19 protein-coding genes are annotated in these 19,127 nt (G+C 68.0%); 10 read left to right on the forward strand and 9 right to left on the reverse strand.

What is annotated here, in order from left to right; all coding sequences use genetic code 11:
- The first annotated feature begins 47 nt into the window (after positions 1-47).
- The 3 genes from SPF06_RS08345 to SPF06_RS08355 are packed head-to-tail and all read left to right on the forward strand — an operon-like array spanning position 48 to position 1,576.
- Complete coding sequence (locus tag SPF06_RS08345; protein WP_323278576.1) at positions 48-464, forward strand: organic hydroperoxide resistance protein; 417 nt, start codon at positions 48-50, stop codon at positions 462-464.
- A 33-nt stretch (positions 465-497) separates the two neighbouring features.
- Positions 498-884, forward strand: coding sequence for a DUF1304 domain-containing protein (locus SPF06_RS08350; protein WP_323278577.1), 387 nt, complete (start codon positions 498-500; stop codon positions 882-884).
- Positions 885-910: 26 nt separating this feature from the next.
- Positions 911-1,576 (forward strand): transmembrane-type terpene cyclase, encoded by a 666-nt coding sequence (locus tag SPF06_RS08355; RefSeq protein WP_323278578.1) that lies wholly within the window; start codon positions 911-913, stop codon positions 1,574-1,576.
- A gap of 37 nt (positions 1,577-1,613) precedes the next feature.
- Here SPF06_RS08355 and arfA read toward each other — a convergent pair whose 3' ends face one another.
- The 6 genes from arfA to SPF06_RS08385 all read right to left on the reverse strand — a co-directional run bounded on the left by arfA (position 1,614) and on the right by SPF06_RS08385 (position 8,577).
- Positions 1,614-3,128, reverse strand: a complete 1,515-nt coding sequence (gene arfA, locus SPF06_RS08360) for an arabinosylfuranosidase ArfA (protein WP_323278579.1) — start codon at positions 3,126-3,128, stop codon at positions 1,614-1,616.
- A 77-nt stretch (positions 3,129-3,205) separates the two neighbouring features.
- Positions 3,206-4,105, reverse strand: a complete 900-nt coding sequence (locus tag SPF06_RS08365) for a carbohydrate ABC transporter permease (RefSeq protein WP_323278580.1) — start codon at positions 4,103-4,105, stop codon at positions 3,206-3,208.
- On the reverse strand, positions 4,102-5,091 hold the full coding sequence (locus tag SPF06_RS08370) for a carbohydrate ABC transporter permease (protein WP_323278581.1): 990 nt from the start codon (positions 5,089-5,091) through the stop codon (positions 4,102-4,104). The genes SPF06_RS08365 and SPF06_RS08370 overlap by 4 nt, the downstream gene beginning before the upstream one ends.
- 67 nt (positions 5,092-5,158) lie before the next feature.
- On the reverse strand, positions 5,159-6,508 hold the full coding sequence (locus SPF06_RS08375; RefSeq protein WP_323278582.1) for an ABC transporter substrate-binding protein: 1,350 nt from the start codon (positions 6,506-6,508) through the stop codon (positions 5,159-5,161).
- 169 nt (positions 6,509-6,677) lie between these two features.
- Positions 6,678-7,697 (reverse strand): LacI family DNA-binding transcriptional regulator, encoded by a 1,020-nt coding sequence (locus tag SPF06_RS08380; RefSeq protein ID WP_323278583.1) that lies wholly within the window; start codon positions 7,695-7,697, stop codon positions 6,678-6,680.
- Between the two features lie 136 nt (positions 7,698-7,833).
- On the reverse strand, positions 7,834-8,577 hold the full coding sequence (locus tag SPF06_RS08385) for an MBL fold metallo-hydrolase (RefSeq protein WP_323278584.1): 744 nt from the start codon (positions 8,575-8,577) through the stop codon (positions 7,834-7,836).
- Between the two features lie 169 nt (positions 8,578-8,746).
- Here SPF06_RS08385 and SPF06_RS08390 point away from each other — a divergent pair, with 169 nt between their 5' ends.
- Positions 8,747-9,850 (forward strand): FUSC family protein, encoded by a 1,104-nt coding sequence (locus SPF06_RS08390; protein WP_323278585.1) that lies wholly within the window; start codon positions 8,747-8,749, stop codon positions 9,848-9,850.
- A 123-nt stretch (positions 9,851-9,973) separates the two neighbouring features.
- Here SPF06_RS08390 and SPF06_RS08395 read toward each other — a convergent pair whose 3' ends face one another.
- The gene (locus tag SPF06_RS08395) at positions 9,974-10,744 is read right to left on the reverse strand and encodes an IclR family transcriptional regulator (RefSeq protein WP_323278586.1); all 771 of its coding nucleotides are present in this window, start codon (positions 10,742-10,744) and stop codon (positions 9,974-9,976) included.
- A gap of 174 nt (positions 10,745-10,918) precedes the next feature.
- On the opposite strand from SPF06_RS08395, the gene SPF06_RS08400 reads away from it, so the two are divergent.
- From SPF06_RS08400 to SPF06_RS08410, 3 genes are read left to right on the forward strand one after another with little or no spacing between them, the layout of a single operon-like run.
- Entirely contained in the window at positions 10,919-11,635 is a 717-nt protein-coding gene (locus SPF06_RS08400; RefSeq protein WP_323278587.1) for a CoA transferase subunit A, read from the forward strand.
- Positions 11,636-11,646: 11 nt separating this feature from the next.
- Positions 11,647-12,375 (forward strand): CoA transferase subunit B, encoded by a 729-nt coding sequence (locus tag SPF06_RS08405; protein ID WP_323278588.1) that lies wholly within the window; start codon positions 11,647-11,649, stop codon positions 12,373-12,375.
- Complete coding sequence (locus tag SPF06_RS08410) at positions 12,372-13,559, forward strand: acetyl-CoA acetyltransferase (RefSeq protein WP_323278589.1); 1,188 nt, start codon at positions 12,372-12,374, stop codon at positions 13,557-13,559. Before SPF06_RS08405 ends, SPF06_RS08410 begins: the two co-directional genes overlap by 4 nt.
- 64 nt (positions 13,560-13,623) lie before the next feature.
- Here the strand turns inward: SPF06_RS08410 and SPF06_RS08415 are convergent, their stop codons facing one another.
- A complete protein-coding gene (locus SPF06_RS08415; protein ID WP_323278590.1) occupies positions 13,624-14,361 on the reverse strand; it encodes a DUF4386 family protein in 738 nt (245 codons plus the stop codon).
- Positions 14,325-14,939: a 2'-5' RNA ligase family protein gene (locus SPF06_RS08420; protein WP_323278591.1), complete on the reverse strand. Its 615-nt coding sequence runs from the start codon at positions 14,937-14,939 to the stop codon at positions 14,325-14,327. The genes SPF06_RS08415 and SPF06_RS08420 overlap by 37 nt, the downstream gene beginning before the upstream one ends.
- Positions 14,940-15,057: 118 nt before the next feature.
- Between SPF06_RS08420 and SPF06_RS08425 the strand changes: the two genes are divergently transcribed.
- The 3 genes from SPF06_RS08425 (at position 15,058) to SPF06_RS08435 (ending at position 19,091) form a co-directional block, all read left to right on the forward strand.
- Positions 15,058-15,750 carry a GTP cyclohydrolase II gene (locus SPF06_RS08425; protein ID WP_323278592.1) on the forward strand — a complete coding sequence of 231 codons (693 nt, stop codon included), beginning with the start codon at positions 15,058-15,060 and terminating at the stop codon, positions 15,748-15,750.
- Positions 15,751-15,948: 198 nt separating this feature from the next.
- Positions 15,949-17,022 carry a glycoside hydrolase family 26 protein gene (locus SPF06_RS08430; RefSeq protein ID WP_323278593.1) on the forward strand — a complete coding sequence of 358 codons (1,074 nt, stop codon included), beginning with the start codon at positions 15,949-15,951 and terminating at the stop codon, positions 17,020-17,022.
- A gap of 83 nt (positions 17,023-17,105) precedes the next feature.
- Complete coding sequence (locus SPF06_RS08435) at positions 17,106-19,091, forward strand: glycosyltransferase (protein WP_323278594.1); 1,986 nt, start codon at positions 17,106-17,108, stop codon at positions 19,089-19,091.
- The last annotated feature ends 36 nt before the right edge of the window (positions 19,092-19,127 follow it).

Consider the following 19,127-nt stretch of genomic DNA (forward strand, 5'->3'; position numbering starts at 1 on the left):
TATCTTATGACTTGTTCAATTAGATTGTGTCCAATATGATTGCGGGCATGACAGCTCTCTACACGGCAACCGTCGCGGCCATGGGCGACGGACGTAACGGCAGGATCCAGTCGACGGACGGGCACCTCGACGCGCAGGTTCGGGTTCCCAGCGAGCTCGGCGGGCCCGGCGGGGCGACCAATCCCGAACAGCTCTTCGCGGCCGGCTATGCGGCGTGTTTCCACTCGGCGCTCAAGCGGGTCGCCGCCCAGGAGAAGGCAAACGCCTCTGAATCGGAGGTCGTCGCCGACGTGTCCCTCCACGCCCTGCCCGAGGGCGGCTATGGCCTTGCCGCGGCGCTCGAGATCACGCTCCCCGAAATCGACCGGGAGACCGCGGAGGTCCTCGTCGCCAAGGCCCACCGCATCTGCCCGTACTCGAACGCGACGCGCGACAACGTCGAGGTCACCCTCACTATTGTCTGAAGCGTTTCGCCGGAACAAGGGGAAGGAGGCCTGGTGCTAGTCGTCGGGCTTGTTCTCGCGGCGGTCGCCGCGCTCATCCACGTGTACATCTTTGCCCTCGAGTCCGTGCTGTGGACGGGCCAGCGGGCCCGCTCGGTGTTCGGGCTCTCTCCCGAGCAGGCCGCTACCACGAAGGAATTGGCCTTCAACCAGGGCTTCTACAACCTGTTCCTGGCGCTGATCACCGGGCTGGGCATCGTGCTGACGGCAGTGGGGTCCACCGCCGTCGGCGCGACGCTCGTCTTTGCCGGCGCGGGTTCCATGGTGGCCGCGGGCCTCGTCCTGCTGATTTCGTCGCCGTCGAAATGGAGCGCGGCCGTCACGCAGCTCGCGGCGCCGCTCCTCGCCGTCGTCCTCCTCGCCGTCGGCCTCTCCGCCTAATCCGGAGGCAGGCGTACCCTCGCCTTATGAACGGCATCGACACGGTGCTGACGCTTCTCAGCGGGACTGCCTGGACGATTGTCTACGCCGACGCAATCCGGATTGGCTTCAAGCAGCGCACCTTCGCCATTCCGGTCGCGGCGCTCATGCTCAATATCGCGTGGGAATGGATCTACGCCGTCCTCGACCTCTCCGGAACGCCGAGCGTGCAGGGGTACGTGAATCTCGTGTGGGCATTCGCGGACATCGCGATTCTCTTCACGTTCTTCCGCTTCGGGTTCACGGAATTCTCGGCTCTGCTGGGCCGACGGGCCTTTGCCGTAGGAAGCATCGGCCTGTTGGCGGCCTCCGTGGCCGTGCAGCTCCTGTTCCTCGGCGAATTCGGGCGGAGGAATGGCGAGGTCTATTCGGCCTTCCTTCAGAATCTGCTCATGTCGGGGCTCTTCATCGCCATGCTGGTCGCGCGGCGCGGCCGTCGCGGCCAAAGCCTGACCATCGCCGTCGCGAAATGGCTCGGAACCCTCGCTCCGACAATCCAATTCGGCCTGCTTTCGGGCTGGGCGTTCGTGCTCGGCATCGGGCTCCTCTGCTCGGCGCTCGACCTGACCTATATCGGCCTCCTCCTCCGGGAAGGGCGGCGGGACGGGCGGGCCCCCGCCCGTCCCATGCCGTCGGCCCGGGCGGAAGCGTGACGGACGTCGTCGGCGCCAGCGGTGCGGGCCGCTCGCCTCAGCCCAGGCTCAAAGCCGTCCACGAGACCGGCGGGAGCGTCACGGTGAGAGATCCCTCCCGCACTTCCGCCGTCTTGTTGCGGGACAGGCCGACTCGATCTGGCGCCTTGAGCGTGTTCTTCGCGTAGACATCGTTCGGGTCGGCGAGCGTCTGCGCATCGAGGAGGATGGCGGCGTCGAACGCGCCGAGGTCTGCAGTTACCGTGACCTCCTCATGCTGGGATCGATTGACGAGGAAGATCGCCGTCGTGCCCGTGGACTGGTCGTGGGTGGCCGCGGCGTCGACGAGCGGCACACTGCCGTAGGCCGCCGTCTCGTAGTGAGGCGTATCGAGACTCACGCTGAGGACTTCGCCTGCAGCGAGCCGGGACGTCAGGGAGAAGGGGAAGAAGGTCGTCTGCCGCCACGCGGGACCGCCCGGCTCGGTCATGATCGGGGCGATCACGTTGACGAGCTGGGCGAGGGAAGCCGAAGCGACGCGGTCGGCGTGCTTGAGGAGCGAGATGAGGAGGCTGCCGACGACGACGGCGTCCGCCACGGAGTAGGAATCCTCGAGCAGGCGGGGGGCCACGGGCCAATTGTCCAGGCCCTCGATCTTTTCGACCTTCTGGAAGCGGTCGAGGTACCAGACATTCCATTCGTCGAAGGAGATGTTGATGGTTTTGTCGCTTCCCCTGGCGGCCTTGACGTGGTCCGCTGTCGCGACGACGGATTCGATGAACCGGTCCATGTCCACGGCCGAGGCGAGGAAGGAGCCTAGGTCCCCATCCTTTTCCTCGTAGTAGGCGTGGCACGAAATGTAGTCCACGTCGTCGTACGTGTGGGCGAGCACTTCGCGTTCCCAATCCCCGAAGGTAGGCATGTGCGCACCCGAGGAGCCGCACACCACGAGTTCGAGTGACGGATCGAGCTGACGCATGGCCTTGGCTGTCTGTGAGGCGAGCTTGCCGTAGTCGGCGGCCGAGCGGTGCCCGAGCTGCCACGGCCCGTCCATCTCATTTCCGAGGCACCACATCTTCACACCGAAGGGTTCGGGCCGGCCATTCGCCGCCCGTAGGTCTGAAAGCGCCGTGCCAGATCGGATGTTCGAGTATTCGAGCAGGTCGAGGGCTTCGAGGGTTCCGCGCGTTCCGAGGTTCACGGCGAGCATGAGCTCGGAACCGACCTTCTCGAGCCAGCTCGCGAATTCGTGCAGACCGACTTCGTTGGTCTCCGTCGAATGCCACGCGAGATCAAGCCTCCGCGGCCGCAGCTCGCGCGGGCCGACGCTGTCTTCCCAGCGGAAGCCAGAGACGAAATTGCCGCCCGGATACCGGATGGTGGAGACGCCGAGTTCCTTGACGAGTTCGACGACGTCGGAGCGGAACCCTTCGGCGTCGGCCTGGGGGTGACCCGGCTCGTAGAGCCCGTCGTAGACGCAACGGCCGAGGTGCTCGACGAACGAGCCGAACAGTCGCCTTTTGACGGGCCCGACCGTGAAATCGGGATTGACGGTGAGGCGTGCGGTAGGCATGGTCCTGCTTTCGTGAATGAGTTTCAGGGTTGAGGGAACAAAAGGGAACAAAAGGGAACAAGAGGGAACAAGAGGGGCTATTTGAGGCTGCCGAGCGAGAGGCCGCCCTGCCAGTACTTCTGGAGCATGAGGAACGCGGCGACGAGCGGGATGACCGAGACGAGCGAGCCGATGATGATGAGGCTCCAGAGCGAGTGGGCGCCGTTGCCGTTGTTCGAGGAGGCGAGCTGCTCCCACAGCCCGATCCCGACGGTCAGCGGATAGAGCTTCGAGGTGGAGAGCATCGCGAGGGGCAGGAAGTAGTTGTTCCAGGTGCCGACGACGGAGAGCAGGAGGACGGTGACGGCGGCGGGCCGCAGAAGCGGTAGCGAGACCTGGACGAACGCTCGGTACTCTCCGGCACCGTCCATCCTCGCGGCGTCGAGGAGTTCGTCGGGCACGGCCTCGGCGACGTAGACGCGCATGAGGTAGACCCCGAAGGGGCTCAGCAGGGACGGCAGGATGACGGCCCAGACGGTATCGGTCAGCTTGAGGTTGGAAAGGAGGATGAACGTGGGGATCACGAGCGCGGTCAGCGGGACCATGACCGATCCCAACAGGAGAGCGAACGTGAAATTCCTGCCCCGGAACCGGTATTTGGCAAAGCCGTAGCCCGCGAGAACCGAGATCACGGTGGCGCCGAGGCCGCCGGTGAGTGCGTAGAGGGCAGAATTGCCGAGCCAGCGCAGGTATTCTCCGCCGTTGTAGGTGAAGAGGTCTTGCAGGTTCTGCATCAGATTGACGTTGTTGTCGAACCACAGCGCCCCGGCCGATCCCGAGAACAGCCCATGCGCGTCCTTCGTGCTGGCGACGATGAGCCACCAGATCGGCACGAGGAAATACAGCACGAGGACGGCCAGGAAGAGGTGTGCGAGCGTGTTCCGCCGTGGGCGGGGCTTCCGTGACAGCGCCGGGGCGGCAATCGTTGCGGTGGTCATGAGAGGGAACTCCCTCGCTTGCGAGTGGCGAACATGAAGGCGTAGACCGCGATGAAGACGACAATTCCGAGGGCAAACGAGATCGCCGACGCGTAATTGAACTGCGCGTAGCCGAACGCCAGGTTGAAGGCGTAGATGTTCGGCGTGAAGTCTGGCGTGATGCTGCCGTTGGAAATGGGCTTGAGGATCTGGGGTTCGGAGAAGAACTGCAGCGTTCCGATTAGCGCGAACACGAGGATGAGGACGAGGGCCGAGGACACCAGGGGCACCTTGATCCGGAAGGCCACCTGCCAGGAATTCGCGCCGTCGATCCTGGCGGCCTCGTAGAGCGATGGATCGATTCCCTGCAGCGCGGCGTAGAGGATGATCATGTAATACCCGGCCCATTGCCACGTCACCACGTTCATGAGGCCGTAGAACACTTTGTCCTGGCTCAGCAGGAACGGCGCCTGGGCCTGGAACACCGAGGCGATCTGCTGGAACGGGCCGAAGCTAGGGCTGTACAGGAAGCCCCACATGAGCGCGCCGATGACGGCGGGGATCGCGTAGGGCAGGAAGATCATGAGGCGCGAGAAGCGCGCCATCCGGCTCGTGAGCCCGTCGAGGACGAGGGCGGCGGCGAGCGAGACCGCCATCTGGACGGGAATGAGGACAACTGAGAACCGGAGGACGAACCAGACGCCTTTGAGGAATGCGGGGTCGGTGAAGGCGTGGACGTAATTGTCGAAGCCGCTGAATTTCGTTCCCGCGGCCAGCCCCTTCGTGAAGAGGCTCAGGTAGAACGCGTACCCCAGCGGCGCGAGCAGGAACGCCACGAAGACGACGGCGAACGGGGCGATGAATACCCAGCCCACCCTGGCCCGGCGCGCGGCCATCTTCCCGCCGCGTCTGGATTCCTTCCGATGGACTTCTTCCGACCTTGCCATGGGCCGGTCTGCGGCCCTTGGCAGCAGCGACACTGTCGCCGTCGACTCGTGGTCTGCCATCTTCCCTTCCCTTCGAACAGGTCGAGGTCCGGGCCGTGCATGGAATTCCGTGCACGGCCCGGAGCGGTTACTTGACGTTGAAGCCTTGGCTCTTCGCGTACGTCACCATGGTGTTCTGGAGTTCAGTGGCTGCTTGATCGCCAGAGATTTCGCCGGAATTGATCTTGGTGATCTCGGCCTGCAGCTGCGCGTAGTAGTAGGTCGTGAACGGGCTGTAGTCGAAGCCCTTGTACGCGTTCTCGGCGGGGATGTAGATGTCCTTGTTCGCCGTCTGCCCGCCGAAGAAGTCCACGGGATTGTTGATGAATTCCTTGGAGCTGAGCACGTTCTGGTTCAGCGGGAAGATCGTCTGCGTCTTCCAGCCGTCCGTGAGCGACGCGTCATCGGCGTAGAGCCCGATCGCGACCTCGGCGGCGAGCTTCTGGTTCTTGGCCTGGGAGGTGACGGCGAACGCGGAGCCTCCCCAGTTCACCGACACCGGGTTGGAGGCATCCCATTGGGGGAGCGGGGCGACGCGGAATTGGCCCTTGTCCGCGCCGTTCCCAACCCCCGCACCGCTGAGGTACCCGGGTGCCCACGCGGCCGAAACGTAGGTGGCGTACTTTCCGCCGACGACGCCGGAGATGTAGTCGGGCGTGAATTGGTCAACCTTGTCGACGAGCCCCTTCTTGGCCAGGCCGGCCCAATAGTTGAGCACGTCCTTGGCGGGCTGGCTGTCGAGGCTGATGGTGACGTCCTTCTGGTTCGCGAGGTCGTAATTGAACGGTACAGCTCCCTTCTGGGCCATGAGCGCGGTCAGCACCGCGGGCACATTTGCCCCCAAATCGCCGAACGCCGGCCCTCCTGCGTCCTTGAGCTTCTGGGCATCGGCCGCGTACTCCGCCCACGTCGTCGGAATGGGGATGCCGTACTTGTCGAAGACGTCCTTGCGGTAGATCATCGCCATCGGGCCGCCGTCGACCGGGATCGCGTACACCGCCTCGCCCTGGGACACGTCCTTCCACGCACCGGCGCTGAAGTTCTTCTTCACGTCGTTCGCGCCGAACTTGCTCAGGTCCACGAGGGCGTTCTGGATTTCGTAGTTGGCGAGGTGGTCCGCCTCGAGCATGACGACGTCCGGAGCGCCCTTCCCCGCTTCGACGGCGGTCTGGAACTTCGCGTATTCGTCGGCGCCTTGCCCGGCCACCGTCCAGCAGACCTGCACGTCTGAGTGCGCGTTGTTGAAGTTGTCGACGACCTTGGCCATGTTCGGATACCAGGCCCAGACCGAGACCTTGGGCGCGTCCTGGCGGACGATTTTGTTAGTGCAGTTCTGGGTGGTGTCGGCCGCGGCCTCGTTGCCGCCGCCGCTGCAGCCCGCGAGCGTGGCGGCCAGTGCGGTGGCGGAGAGGACGGCGACGACTGCGTTCCTTCTCACTGTGGTCCCTTCGTTGGGTGGTCCTGCCGGCTCTCTGACCGAGGCCGGGGCATTCCTGAAGCTCACGAAATCCTGGGCGGAACGATGTACATCGTTGTAGGTAATCGTTGTAAAGGAATCCTCGTATGATCCAGCTCACGATGTCAAGGGTTCTGGGAAAGCGCCCCGGTCAGTGCGGGACGGTGTCCGTGGACTCGCGGGCGACGAGGCGGAAGACCGCTTCGAACTCCCTCGGGGGAGGGCCGTCGTCGGCCTTGATGCGTTCTTGGAGCATGCGCACAGCCGTCTCCGCGATCTCCTCGCGGCCAGGGTCGATCGTCGACAGCGTGGGGAGGCTGTAGCGCGTCTCGTCGATGTCGTCGAAGCCGATGATCGCGACGTCGCCCGGAATCCGCAGCCCGGCCTCTTGGAGCACGCGCATGGCTCCGAGGGCGATCGAATCGTTGAAGGCCATCACGCCGTCGAACTCGAGGCCCGAAGTCAGGACCTTCCGCATCGCCTCGGCGCCGTCGGACCGGTGCCACCGGCGGACCTCGATGGCCAGGCTCTCGTCGTAGGGGATCCCGCGAGCCTCCAAAGCCCGCTGATACCCCTTGAGGCGCAGGCCTGCCGAGCCGACCTTCTCATGGGGGTGCCTGCCGAAGGCCAGGAGCCGGCGTCGGCCAAGCGATAGCAGGTGCTCCGTTGCTGCCTGTGCGGCTTCGACATTGCGCATGGTCACGTGGTCCGCCGGCCCGTTGAAGATCCGCTCGCCCAGCAGGACCATCGGCGTCGGGACGTCAGCGATGAGCGCCGTGTCCTCCTGCCCCACGCCCAGGACGCTATACAGCACGCCGTCGACCATCCGCATGCGCGGGCCATGGAGGATCTCGAGCTCCACGTCGCGGTCCCCGCCGCTCTGCTCGATGATCACCGCGAGCCGCTCCTTGGCGGCTGCCCGCATGACGGCGTCGGCGAGCTCTGCGAAATAGGCGTTCTTCAGGTCGGGGATGATGAGGCTGATGACCCCCGTGCGGCCTGAGCGCAGCCCCCTGGCTGAGAGGTTCGGCTGATACCCCAGCTCCCTGATGGCCGCCAGCACACGCTCGCGCGTCGCCGGCCGGATGGCCGGGTAGTCGTTGATGACATTGGAGACCGTCTTGATCGAGACTCCCGCGGCAGCGGCCACCTCCCTCATGGTCACGGCCATGTGTCCCTCCCTCGCAGCCTGTGCTTCCGCATCGCACGTCAGGTCCCAGTACAACGTTGGAGTCACAGTACAACGTTGGAGATGTGGCAGAGAATCAGCGATCACCTCCGCCGACTAGAAGATCTGCCGCTGAGCCCTACCCCACCCGCAGCGCCGGCCCATGCCCCGGCAGCAGGACGTCCGGCTTGAGCGCGAGGAGCCGCTCGAGGCTCGCCCCGGCCACGGCGCGGTCACGGTGGAACATCGGCGGCAGGAGCTGAGCGCGGGGCGCGCCGCCGGGAAGCGTCTCGTGCGCCGTGACGGCGACGTCGCCGCTCACGAGGATCCGCTCGCCGTCGATGTCGAAGAGGAACGCCGAGGCGCCGGAGGTGTGCCCCGGGAAATGCAGGACCGTGGGCGAGCCCGGGACGTCGAGCCGGTCGCCGTCGCGGAAGGCGGACGACGGCGTGATCGAGACAGGTTCGAGGGCGTCCAGTGAGAGGGCGAGCCGCAGCCAACGCCGCACCCTCCCGCGCCACAGCTGCGGGACGATCCGGGCGAGCGTGACCTGCTCTCGGTCGGGTCCCATGAGGTTGGCGGCCTCGTCCGCATGGCACAGCACCGGCACGCCGTAGTCCGCCTCGAGCCGCTGAAGCCCGCCGATATGGTCCACGTGGCCGTGCGTCACGAGCGCCGCCGCGCAGTCTTGCGGCCGAAGCCCCAGAAGCCCGAGCGACGTGACGAGCGCCGGATAGTCCGCCGGATAGCCACCGTCGATGAGGGTGAAGGAAGCGCTCTCGGGATCCTTCACGATGATCCAGTTCGACGAGCCGCCGCGCACGAGCCAGATTCCGCGTGCCGCTTCAACCACGGAATCCGTGGCGGGTTCGGTCTGGTTCATCGAATGCGCTCCGCTCTGCCGGGGTCGGCCCGCCGCCGCCTACGTAAGCAATATCACGTTGCCCGAATATCGTCGTCGAGCCCCGGAATTGCGCGCCGTGAGCGGCGGGAAAAGCGGAGGAAACGTCGGCGACGCGCCGCCGTTTCCCGGCTTTGCTTCCATCGTGTGTGTGGATGTCAAGCGGTTCGTCGCCTCTCGCCTGCGTCGGTCGGCGTCGTCGTTCGAGTACGCCCTGAGGCTCGGCCTGTGCGCGGTCGGCGCGTACAGCTTCGCCCACCTCGTCCTGGGCCACACGACGCCGACATTTGCCGCGGTGTCCGCGCTCATCACCCTGCAGTTCTCGAACGAGCGGCGGCTGCCGCGCGCCGTGCAGGTGGCCGGCGGCTGCACGGCGGGGGTCATCCTGGGCGGCGTCCTCGCGACGGCGCTCGGCCGGGGCGCTTGGCAGGCGCTCGTCATCGTCGTCGTCACCGTGACGGTCGCGCGGATCCTCGGCGGCGGCCCGCTCTTCGCCACCCAGCTCGCGATCCAATCGCTGCTCGTCTCCATGGCGCCCGTCTCCTTCGACGGCGTCCTTGCGACGAGCGTCGACTCGGCCGTCGGCGGGGCGAGCGCCCTCATCGCCGTCGCGCTCGTGCCGGAGCGGGATACGCGCCGGCCGGGCCGCGCCGTGCTCCGACTCACCGCCGCCCTCGCGAAGATGCTCGACGGCGCCTCGCAGGCGCTGCTCGAAGGGTCGCCGCAGAAGGCGTGGAGCGCGCTGCTCGAGGGGCGCGAAACCCAACAGCTCATCGAGAACGCCGCGCGAGTCGTCGAGCAGGCAGGCGAGTCCGCCGTCTTCTCGCCGCTCCGCTGGTCGCGGCGGGGCTATGTGAGCTCCCTCGAGGAAGGGGTCCGGCACGTCGACTTCGCCTTGAGGGGCAGTCGGATCTTCTGCCGGCGGCTCGTGTTCGCCCTCGAACACCGGGCGCTCGATACTGCGGGGCGGCTCGAGCTCGCTTCCCTCCTCGACGGCCTCTCGGGCGCGTCGATCGCGCTGGGACACGAGCTGGTCCGCGACTCGCGCACGCTCCGTGCCGAGGCCGACGGCGCGGGTGCCCTCGCCGAGATCGCCGCGGCTCTCGATCCGGAGCACTTTGCCGACTGCACTGTGGAGGGCCAGTCGCTCGTCCTCCTCCTGCGGCCCATCGTCGCGGACCTCCTCGCGGCCGCGGGCGAGAACCGCGCCGCCGTCCTCGCGGCCCTCCCGGCGCTACCGCGCACGGACAGGTGACGGCGCTCGTGGCACTGCGCGTCGTCGCCCGCCCGCCGTCGTCCGCCCGTCGTCATCCGCCCCGACGACGGACGACGGCGCAGGTGGCTTCCGCGCATTCCGTCGCCGCGCGCGGCCCGGCTGTTAGGGCCGCCCCGGCAGCCGCGCGCTGATGCGGTGCGCCTCCTCCAAGAGGAGCCTCCCGAGGAACTCCTGTCGCTCAGGCCGGAAGCGCGGCTCGATGCCTGTGATGGAGACGGCGCCCACGGGGCTCCCGTTGCGGTCGAAGACGGCCGCGCCCATGCCCCAGCTGCCCTCGAGGACGAGCCCCGGATTGAGGGAGTAGCCCTGCAGCCTCGTCTCCGCGAGCTGCTTCCGCACGATGGGCTCGGTGTGGCCGGAGGCGAATTCGCCCGCGTGTTCGTCCCAGCGCGAAAGGAAGGCGTCCTGCTCTTCGTCGGGGAGGAACGCCATGATCGCGGTCCCGGCCGACGCGACGCCGAGCGGGAACCGCACGCCTTCGCGCAGCACGAACGAGCGCACCGGGAAGCTCCCCTCCTCGCGGAGCAAGCAGACAGTCTCGGAGCTCCGGCGGATGCTGTAGAACGCGCTCTCGCCCGATTCCTCGGCGACGCGGCGCAGGCTAGGCCGCGCGAGGTCTTCGAACGGGAACCGAGTCGAGGCCGCCGAGCCGAGCAGGAAGAGTTCGGTCCCGAGCACCCAGTTCCCGTTCGCAGGGTCGGTGTCGAGGAGCCCTTCTGCGGCGAGGGCCGTCAGGATCCGGTAGGCGGTCGGGCGCGTGAGGCCCGACATGCGGACGAGCCACGCCGTCGACGCTCCCGCCGGCCTCCCTCCGATGAGCCGCAGGAGCTCCGCGACGCGCCCCACGACCTGTGTGCCCTGAACCTGCGCCATCTGAATTTCAAGCTCCTCACTTCTCGCAGAAACTAGCCACATTGTGGACGATCGATCAGCCCACGTCCACACTGTGCGTCCAGGACAAGGCAGGGCATTGATGGCTTGCATCGATCCTCCTAGCCTCGAGGGACATTGCATCCGTCCACAACGTGGTGAACGAAAGGGCAGTCCATGGGAAAGCTGAGGGGAGACGCCTCCGAGGTCTTGGCGGAGGTCCTGCACGACGGCGCGACGATCGCCGTCGGCGGGTTCGGCCTGAGCGGGATCCCCGCCGACCTCATCGAGGCCGTTCGGGAGAGCGGAGTGAGGGACCTGACGGTCGTCTCGAACAACATGGGCGTCGACGGCAAGGGCCTCGGCGTCCTGCTCGAGTCGGGCCAGGTGCGCAAGGTCGTGGCCTCGTATGTCGGGGAGAACCGGCTCTTCGCGGAGCAGTATCTCGCGGGGGAGCTCGAGGTCGAGTTCGTCCCGCAGGGCACGCTTGCGGAGCGGCTCCGCGCGGGCGGCGCCGGGATTCCGGCGTTCTACACGCGCACGGGCGTCGGCACACTGGTCGCGGAGGGCAAGCCGCACGCCGAGTTCGACGGGAAGCAGTACGTGCAGGAGCGGGGCATCGTCGCGGACGTTGGGCTCGTCCACGCGCACACCGCCGACCTCGAGGGCAACCTCGTCTACCGGTACACGGCCCGGAACTTCAACCCGGTCGTCGCCACGGCCGGCCGGGTCACGATCGCGGAGGCCGAGGAGATCGTCGGCATCGGCGAGCTCGACCCCAACCACATCGTCACCCCGGGCGTGTACGTGCAGCACCTCGTGCGGGCGAGGGCGCGCGTGAAGGACATCGAGCAGCGCACCGTGCGCCCGCGGCTCGCGGATGCGATCGCCTGAAGGAGAAAGCCATGGCCTGGACACGGAATGAGATGGCCGCGATCGCGGCCGAGGAATTGAACGACGGCGACTACGTCAACCTCGGGATCGGCATCCCCACCCTCGTCGCGAACAACCTGCCCGAGGGCGTGCGGGTGACGCTGCAGAGCGAGAACGGACTGCTCGGCATGGGCCCGTTCCCGTTCGAGGGGGAGGAGGACGCCGACCTCATCAACGCGGGCAAGCAGACCGTGACGGTCCTGCCGGGCGGGAGCATCTTCGACTCCGCGCAGTCGTTCGGCATGATCCGCGGCGGGCGCGTCAAGGTCGCGGTGCTCGGGGCGATGCAGGTCTCCGCCGCGGGTGACCTCGCCAACTGGCAGATCCCCGGAAAGATGGTCAAGGGCATGGGCGGGGCGATGGACCTCGTCGCCGGGACGCCGCGCATCGTCGTGCTCACCGAGCACGTCGCGAAGGACGGCTCGCCCAAGATCGTCGCGGAGTGCACCCTCCCGCTCACGGGGCGCGGCGTCGTCGACCGCATCATCACGGACCTCGCGGTGTTCGACGTCGTGCATGGATCTGCCGCCGGCGGGTCCGCCGCCACGGCTCGGGCGGGCGGGGCGGGCGAAACAAACGACGACGGCGCTCGCCGCCTCGTGCTCCGTCGCCTCGCGCCCGGCGTGGACCTCGACGAGGTGCGAGAGAAGACGGAAGCCGATTTCGACGTCGACCACTCTCTGGAAGGAGTTCTCGCATGAGCCTCAAGGAACACTTCGGCAAGGACGTCCTCATCACGGGTTGGGGGCACAGCCGCTTCGGGAAGCTGTCCGAGGAGACGCTCGAGTCGCTCATCGTGCAGGTCGCGGGGGAGGCCCTCGCGCATGCCGGGCTTGAGCCGGGGCAGGTCGATGAGGTGTACGTGGGCCAGTTCAACGCTGGCATGATGCCGCTCGCGTTCCCGTCTTCGCTCGCCCTCCAGCTCTCCCCGGACCTGCTCGGCGTCCCCGCGACGCGCGTCGAGAACGCGTGCGCGTCTGGTTCCGCCGCCGTGCAGCAGGGCGCCAAGGCGCTCCTCGCGGGGACGGCGCGGAACGTGCTCGTGATCGGGGCCGAGATGATGACGCCCGCGGGCGCGGAGAAGGTTGGCGCGGCCCTCCTCGGCGCGGATTACGACATGGCCGGCCAGCCGTCGTCGGCCGGTTTCACCGCCCTTTTCGCCGAGGTCGCGAAGCATTACGAGAAGCGATACGGGCCGGTCTCGGACGTCCTCGGGAGCATCGCCGCGAAGAATCACCGCAACGGCGTGGACAACCCGTACGCGCAGCTGCGCAGGGACCTCGGGGAAGAGTTCTGCCGGACGGTCTCGGACAAGAACCCGATGGTCGCCGACCCGCTGCGCCGCACCGATTGCTCGCCGGTGTCCGACGGCGCCGCGGCCGTTGTGCTATCTCTCGCACCGCGCGTGGGGGCCGTGACGGCGCCCGTGCGGCTCGCCGGGTTCGGCCACGCGAACGACTTTCTCCCCGCCGAGCGTCGCGACCCGACCGCATTCGCCGGGACGCGTCTCTCGTGGGAGCGGGCCTTCGCGATGGCCGGAATCGGCCTCGACGACCTCGATTTCGCCGAGGTCCACGACTGCTTCACGATCGCCGAGCTCGTCATCTACGAGACCATGGGCCTCACGCCCGCCGGCCAGGGCTCCCGCGCGATCGAGGAGGGCTGGGTGTACCGCGAGGGCCGCCTCCCGATCAACGTCTCCGGCGGGCTCAAGGCCAAGGGCCACCCCGTCGGCGCGACCGGCGTCTCGCAGCACGTCCTCGCCGCCATGCAGCTCACCGGCACGGCCGGCGCGATGCAGCTCCCCTCGCCCCGGCGGGCCGCGGTGCAGAACATGGGCGGTGTCGGGATCGCGAACTACGTGAGCGTGCTCGAGGCGGTGTAGGGCGCGGCCCGGCTTTGGCCCCGGCATGGGCCGCCGCTCTGGGTCTGGCGGATCCTGTCGGCGCTCAGAGCCGCCACGGTCGGAGCATGAGGTAACCCAGAGCGGCGAAGCCCGCGCCGAACACGGCGAACGCGGCGATGTCTGCGGCGGCCACGCTGACGACTTCGGCCACAAGATGCCCGATGGCACCGACAGGAAGCAGCAGGGCCACCGGCCACGGCGCGAAGTTCGATCGCCACACCGCGATGCACATGAGAACCGGTCCGAGAACGTGGCCGATGAGGAACAGCACGAACGCGGCATTGAACAGGACCGTCTTCGTCGAGGCGTCGAGGGCCGCGGCAAGCACGGTCTCGGGCTGCGAGAGCGCGAGCGCGGCGTTCGCATTGTCGGTGCCCACGATGATGAGGTATGCGAGGAACCCCTGGACCATCACGGCCGATGCCAGGACTGCGATGACAGGCCTCCGACGGGCAAGGACCCGAGTGAGCCCAGCGAGGCCGGCCGTCATTGACAGCACCACGACGAGTGAGAGAATTCCCACCACAACGACGAGGGCATGGTTGTTGTGCGCGAAAGCTCCGAACGACTCAGGGGGCCGGGGCATTCGCGAAGGCGGCCTGACCTCGGCTTCACCTGAGCGATCACGCAGCTGCGCCGCTTCGCCGCTATTGTGCTGCGGGGCCGCAGCACCATTGCGGCGAAGGGCGCCCGGTGCGGAGAAGCCCCGTGCGGGGGAGCGGCACGCCTGCGCCGCCCGGGCCGTCACCCGCCGAAGGCGAGCTCCGTCGTCGTGTCCCACGTGAAGGTGCCCCGCTCGGTGTCCTGGTGCACGGCCAGGAAGTGCATGCTGGAGACCACAAGAGGCGGCAGCGGCTCGCCACCGAGGGAATCCGATGCGCCCTGGATGCGCTCGCCGCTGCCCTCGGCCACGCCATACCCGAGCGTGACGTGGGGCGCGAAGGGCGGGTCGGGGATCGGTAGGCCCGCGTTGACGGTGTCCGCCGCGGCGGCGCGCACGCCGTCGAGGAGGGCCGTCCACTCGGGCGTCGCAAGGCCCCGCGCGCCGAGCGCGAAGTCGTCGACGACGGGCGCGCCGAGCGGCACCTCGAACGGCTTGGTCGCCGCGGCGAGGTCGCCGAGGCGTTCGAGGAAACGGCCGACGGCGGCGGGGTCGGCTTCGCTGCTCGTGCGGGAGAGCTGCTGGACCGTCGCGTGCAGGTACTCGGCGGGCTGGACGGAGCAGTAGTCGACGCCGTCGAGGGCCCGCTGCCGTTCGACGAGGGCAGACCTCAGCTCGTCGTCCGGCAGCACGTACACGTGCAGCCGGTTCCGGAGGGACGGCCAGAGGGTTGCGGGTTCTCCGAAGAAGCGCTTCACGCGGGGAACGTTAACGTCCCCGGGTGAACTCCGGAAGAATTCTCCGGGAAACCGGAATAACTTGAATCATCAAGCGAGTTGGCTCCTGTAGTTGCCGCGTCAACCTTTGGAGCTGACCATGAACCTTGAGCTTTCCGCCCCCGCAGCGTTGCCGACGGCGAATGTCCGCACTCGCGTCCGCGTCCCCCTCCGCTTCGCCGACGGCTTCGAGACGGTCGCCGATGTCTTCACGTTCCACGACCTCGTCGACGGCCGCGAGCACCTGCTGCTGGGCCTCGGGGACTGGGCCGGCGCCGTCGAACGTTCGACGGCGGGAGGCGAGCCGCCGCTCGTGCGTCCCCACAGCGAATGCCTCACCGGCGACGTGTTCGGGTCGCAGCGCTGCGACTGCGGGCCCCAGCTCCGTGAGGCGGTCGAGCGGATCTCCGAGGCCGGCGGGTTCCTCCTCTATCTGCGCCAAGAGGGCCGCGGCATCGGGCTCTACGCGAAGCTCGACGCCTATGCGCTCCAGGACGAGGGCCTCGACACGTACGAGGCGAACCTCGCCCTCGGCCGCGGCGAGGACGAGCGCGACTACCGCGCTGCCGCGCAGATGCTGCTCGCCGTGGGTGCCGAGAGGATCCGCCTCCTGAGCAACAACCCGGACAAGGCGCGCCAGCTCGAGGACCTCGGCATCGACGTCGCCGAGCGCGTCCCCACGGGCGTGCACGTCTCGGCGTCGAACGTCCGCTACCTCGAGGCGAAGCGCGATCACACCTCGCACACGCTCGATCTCGCGGGCATCGGCGAGCTCTTCGGCGTCACCGCCTAGCCTTCGGCGGACGACGGCGGCGCGGGTCGCCTCTGCGGTGCGGCGCGCGGCCTACGCAGGATTTGCCAAGGCTTCACCCAGCTTCTGGCGCGGGATGCCCGGCGCCTGCAAGGATCTGGACGGAGGCCTGCCGCTCGGGCGTGTGGGGCGGCTTCGCACCCCGTGCAGGGCCTCTCTTCCGACCAGCTGGGAGTCCATGTGCACAAGAAGAAGCTCGCCGGGCCCGCCGCAGCCGGCATCGCGCTGGCCCTCACGGTCCTGCTGAGCCTGGCGGCGCCCTCGCAGGCCGCGCCGCGCCCCGGAAGCGGTGCCGACTACAAGAGCCCCTCCTCGACTGTGGCGGGGGCCCGCGCGGCGGCGACGAAGACGACCGGCACGAAGAAGACGACGGCGGCCACCCCGCCGATCAGCTCTGCGCCGCTGCGGTTCGGGGTGGCGACGCCGGGCGGCCCGCAGGCGACGAGCGAGCTCGACGCCGTCGCGAACCTCGTGAACGAGAACCCCTCGATCGTGCTCTCGTACAAGGACTTCTCCCAGTCGGCCCCGATCGCGGACCTGAATGCCGTCTCCGCGCGCGGCGCCACGAGCCTCGTCACGTGGGAGCCGTGGCTCTGGTCGGGCAACGGCGTGAACCAGCCCGCGTACGCCCTCGCCCGCATCGCCGCCGGCGACTTCGACACGTACATCCGCCAGTGGGGGACCGCTCTTGCCTCGTGGGGCAAGCCGGTCATGCTCCGCTTCGCCCACGAGATGAACGGCAACTGGTACCCGTGGGCCGAGTCCGTCAACGGCAACCAGCTGGGCGACTACGTCGCAGCCTGGCGCCACGTCCACGACGTCGTCGCCTCGACGGGCGCGTCCAACGTCTCCTGGGTCTGGAGCCCCAACGTGCCCTACTGGGGCTCGACCCCGCTCTCCGGCCTGTACCCAGGCGCGGGCTACGTCGACGTCGTCGCCCTGGACGGCTACAACTGGGGCTCCTCGCAGTCGTGGAGTTCATGGACGGTCCCGTCCGCGCTGTTCGGCGACGGGCTGAGCCAGCTGCGCGGCCTCGCGCCCGGCAAGCCGATCATGATCGCCGAGACTGCCTCGGCCGAGGCGGGCGGCTCGAAGGCCGACTGGAACACCGCCCTCGTCTCCTACCTCGCCGCGCAGCCTGACATCACGGCGTTCGTCTGGTTCGACTACAACAAGGAAGTCGACTGGCGCATCGACAGCTCCGGGGCCTCGGCCACCGCTCCCGCCGCCGCTCTGGCCGCCAGACGAAGCTAAGGGGATCCGGTGAGCTGTAACAGGACTATCGGTGTGGTGATGGAACTAGGGGCGCGAGATAAGTGACCGATACTGTAAGCCCCATGAGGCGACTTGTTCTCCGGGTTGTCATCGTCTTCACGTTGCTTCTCGGGGTGAACTACGTGGCCTGGCGCTGGCTTTTCTCCCTGAATTGGGATGCATGGTGGATTGCGGTCCCCCTCGTTGCGGCGGAGACGTTTTCGCTCATCGATGTCTCGCTTTTCGCATTGGCCGCCTGGAGGTCGCTGGATCACGCCTCCTCGCCGCCCGATCCGGCCGTCGGATTGACGGTGGACGTGTTCATCACGACGTACAACGAGGAGCCCGAGCTCGTCCTCGCCACCGTCCGCGCGGCGTTGGCGATCGAGTACCCGCACCAGACGTGGGTCTTGGACGACGGCGCGCGGCCGCACCTGAAGGAGGCCGCCGAGCAGCTCGGCGCCGGGTACATCAGCCGCGGCGCCGAGTGGGACGGCAAGCCCCGGCACGCGAAGGCCGGGAATCTCAACAACGCGCTCCAGCAGACCCAGGGCGAGTTCTTCCTCGTCCTCGACGCCGACCAGGTCCCGAACCCGAACATCCTGGACCGGATGCTCGGGTATTTCTCGGACCGCCGGGTGGCGTTCGTCCAGTCCCCGCAGTGGTTCGGCAACGTCCAGTCCGACGACCCGCTCGGGAGCCAGGCGCCCCTGTTCTATGGACCGATCATGCGGGGCAAGGATGGGTGGAATGCCGCGTTCTTCTGCGGCTCCAACGCGGTCATGCGCCGGGAGGCCCTCATGCAGCTCGGCCTCTCGGGCTACGTCGCCGACACCGAGCGCAGGGTCCGCACGGCCTTCGCCGCCGGGCAGCGCGTGATCCGCCGCGCGCGCCGTCGTCCCGAGGCCAAGGACAAGCGTGTGGCCGCCCTCTTGGCCCACGTCGAGGAGGCCTTCGCCGCGGGGAACAGGGATCTCGCCGCGGGAGGCTCCATCGCGGAGGCGACCTACCGGGTTCAGAGCCAGACCGATGCGGCCGTCCGGAACCTGGTCGCCGGGGATCTCGCGGCGCTCAATGCCGATCTCGCCCAGCTCCGCCTCGAACTCGGCGACCCGCACGAGCTGGCCGAGGACGCTGGCGTGTACGCGGCCGCCGTCGACCGCCTCGCCGCGCGGGACCTCTCCCCGCTCGGGGCCCTCGAGTCGGTCATGGCCGTTCTGGAGGCCGCGAACATCGATCGGGCGCACGAGGCCCAGCCCGTCATGCCGCTCTCGACAATCTCCGTGACGGAGGACATGTCGACGTCGATGCGGCTGCACGCGGCGGGGTGGAGGAGCGTCTACCACCACGAGGTCCTCGCCGTCGGGCTTGCCCCGGAGGATCTGCCCTCGATGCTCTCCCAGCGGCTGCGCTGGGCGCAGGGCACCATCCAGGTCATGCTCCGGGAGAATCCCCTGACCATGCGGGGCCTCTCGCTCGCGCAGCGGCTCATGTACCTCGGCACGATGTGGAGCTATCTCTCGGGCTTCGCCGCCGTCATCTACTTCGCGGGCCCTCTCGTGTACCTGTTGACCGGGATCCTGCCCGTGCACGCGCTCAGCCTCGAGTTCTTCGCCCGGTTTGTCCCGTTCATGATCCTGAATCAGGCGCTTTTCCTCGTCGCGGCCAACGGCGCGCCCACGTGGCGCGGCCAGCAGTACAGCCTGGCGCTCTTCCCCACGTGGATCCGGGCCTGCACCACCGCCGCGGCGAACGTCTGGTTCGGCCGCCCGCTCGGCTTTGCGGTCACGCCCAAGACCCGCCAGTCCGGCGTCAAGCCGCTCCGGCTGCTCCGGTTCCAGGCCATCGTCGCGGTGCTGCTCGCCCTCGCCTGCCTCCTGGGACTCGTGCGGTGGCTGCTCGGCCTCGGCGAAGGGCTGGGAACCCTCGTGAACGTTACGTGGGCGGTCTATGACCTGCTGGCGCTCGCCGTCCTGATCGGGGCCGCGAAGTACCAGGGCTTCGAGCGCACGGAAGCGCCCGCTCCGAATGCCCGGCGGCGGCAGCGCCCCGTCACCGTCGAAAAGTGAGATCGAGCTCGCGTCACGATTCCCTAGCTGCCGCTC

The sequence above is a fragment of the Sinomonas terricola genome, from assembly GCF_034931225.1.
In the GTDB taxonomy this organism is placed as follows: Bacteria; Actinomycetota; Actinomycetes; order Actinomycetales; family Micrococcaceae; genus Sinomonas; species Sinomonas terricola.

Bases quoted from the DNA above. Each gene is read 5' to 3' on its own strand.
- arfA (WP_323278579.1), bottom strand. From the start codon at position 3,128: ATGCCTACCGCACGCCTCACCGTCAATCCCGATTTCACGGTCGGGCCC.
- SPF06_RS08410 (WP_323278589.1), top strand. From the start codon at position 12,372: ATGAGCCTCAAGGAACACTTCGGCAAGGACGTCCTCATCACGGGTTGG.
- SPF06_RS08435 (WP_323278594.1), top strand. From the start codon at position 17,106: ATGAGGCGACTTGTTCTCCGGGTTGTCATCGTCTTCACGTTGCTTCTC.
- SPF06_RS08425 (WP_323278592.1), top strand. From the start codon at position 15,058: ATGAACCTTGAGCTTTCCGCCCCCGCAGCGTTGCCGACGGCGAATGTC.
- SPF06_RS08355 (WP_323278578.1), top strand. From the start codon at position 911: ATGAACGGCATCGACACGGTGCTGACGCTTCTCAGCGGGACTGCCTGG.
- SPF06_RS08365 (WP_323278580.1), bottom strand. From the start codon at position 4,105: ATGACCACCGCAACGATTGCCGCCCCGGCGCTGTCACGGAAGCCCCGC.
- SPF06_RS08405 (WP_323278588.1), top strand. From the start codon at position 11,647: ATGGCCTGGACACGGAATGAGATGGCCGCGATCGCGGCCGAGGAATTG.
- SPF06_RS08395 (WP_323278586.1), bottom strand. From the start codon at position 10,744: ATGGCGCAGGTTCAGGGCACACAGGTCGTGGGGCGCGTCGCGGAGCTC.
- SPF06_RS08385 (WP_323278584.1), bottom strand. From the start codon at position 8,577: ATGAACCAGACCGAACCCGCCACGGATTCCGTGGTTGAAGCGGCACGC.
- SPF06_RS08370 (WP_323278581.1), bottom strand. From the start codon at position 5,091: ATGGCAGACCACGAGTCGACGGCGACAGTGTCGCTGCTGCCAAGGGCC.
- SPF06_RS08345 (WP_323278576.1), top strand. From the start codon at position 48: ATGACAGCTCTCTACACGGCAACCGTCGCGGCCATGGGCGACGGACGT.
- SPF06_RS08380 (WP_323278583.1), bottom strand. From the start codon at position 7,697: ATGGCCGTGACCATGAGGGAGGTGGCCGCTGCCGCGGGAGTCTCGATC.
- SPF06_RS08400 (WP_323278587.1), top strand. From the start codon at position 10,919: ATGGGAAAGCTGAGGGGAGACGCCTCCGAGGTCTTGGCGGAGGTCCTG.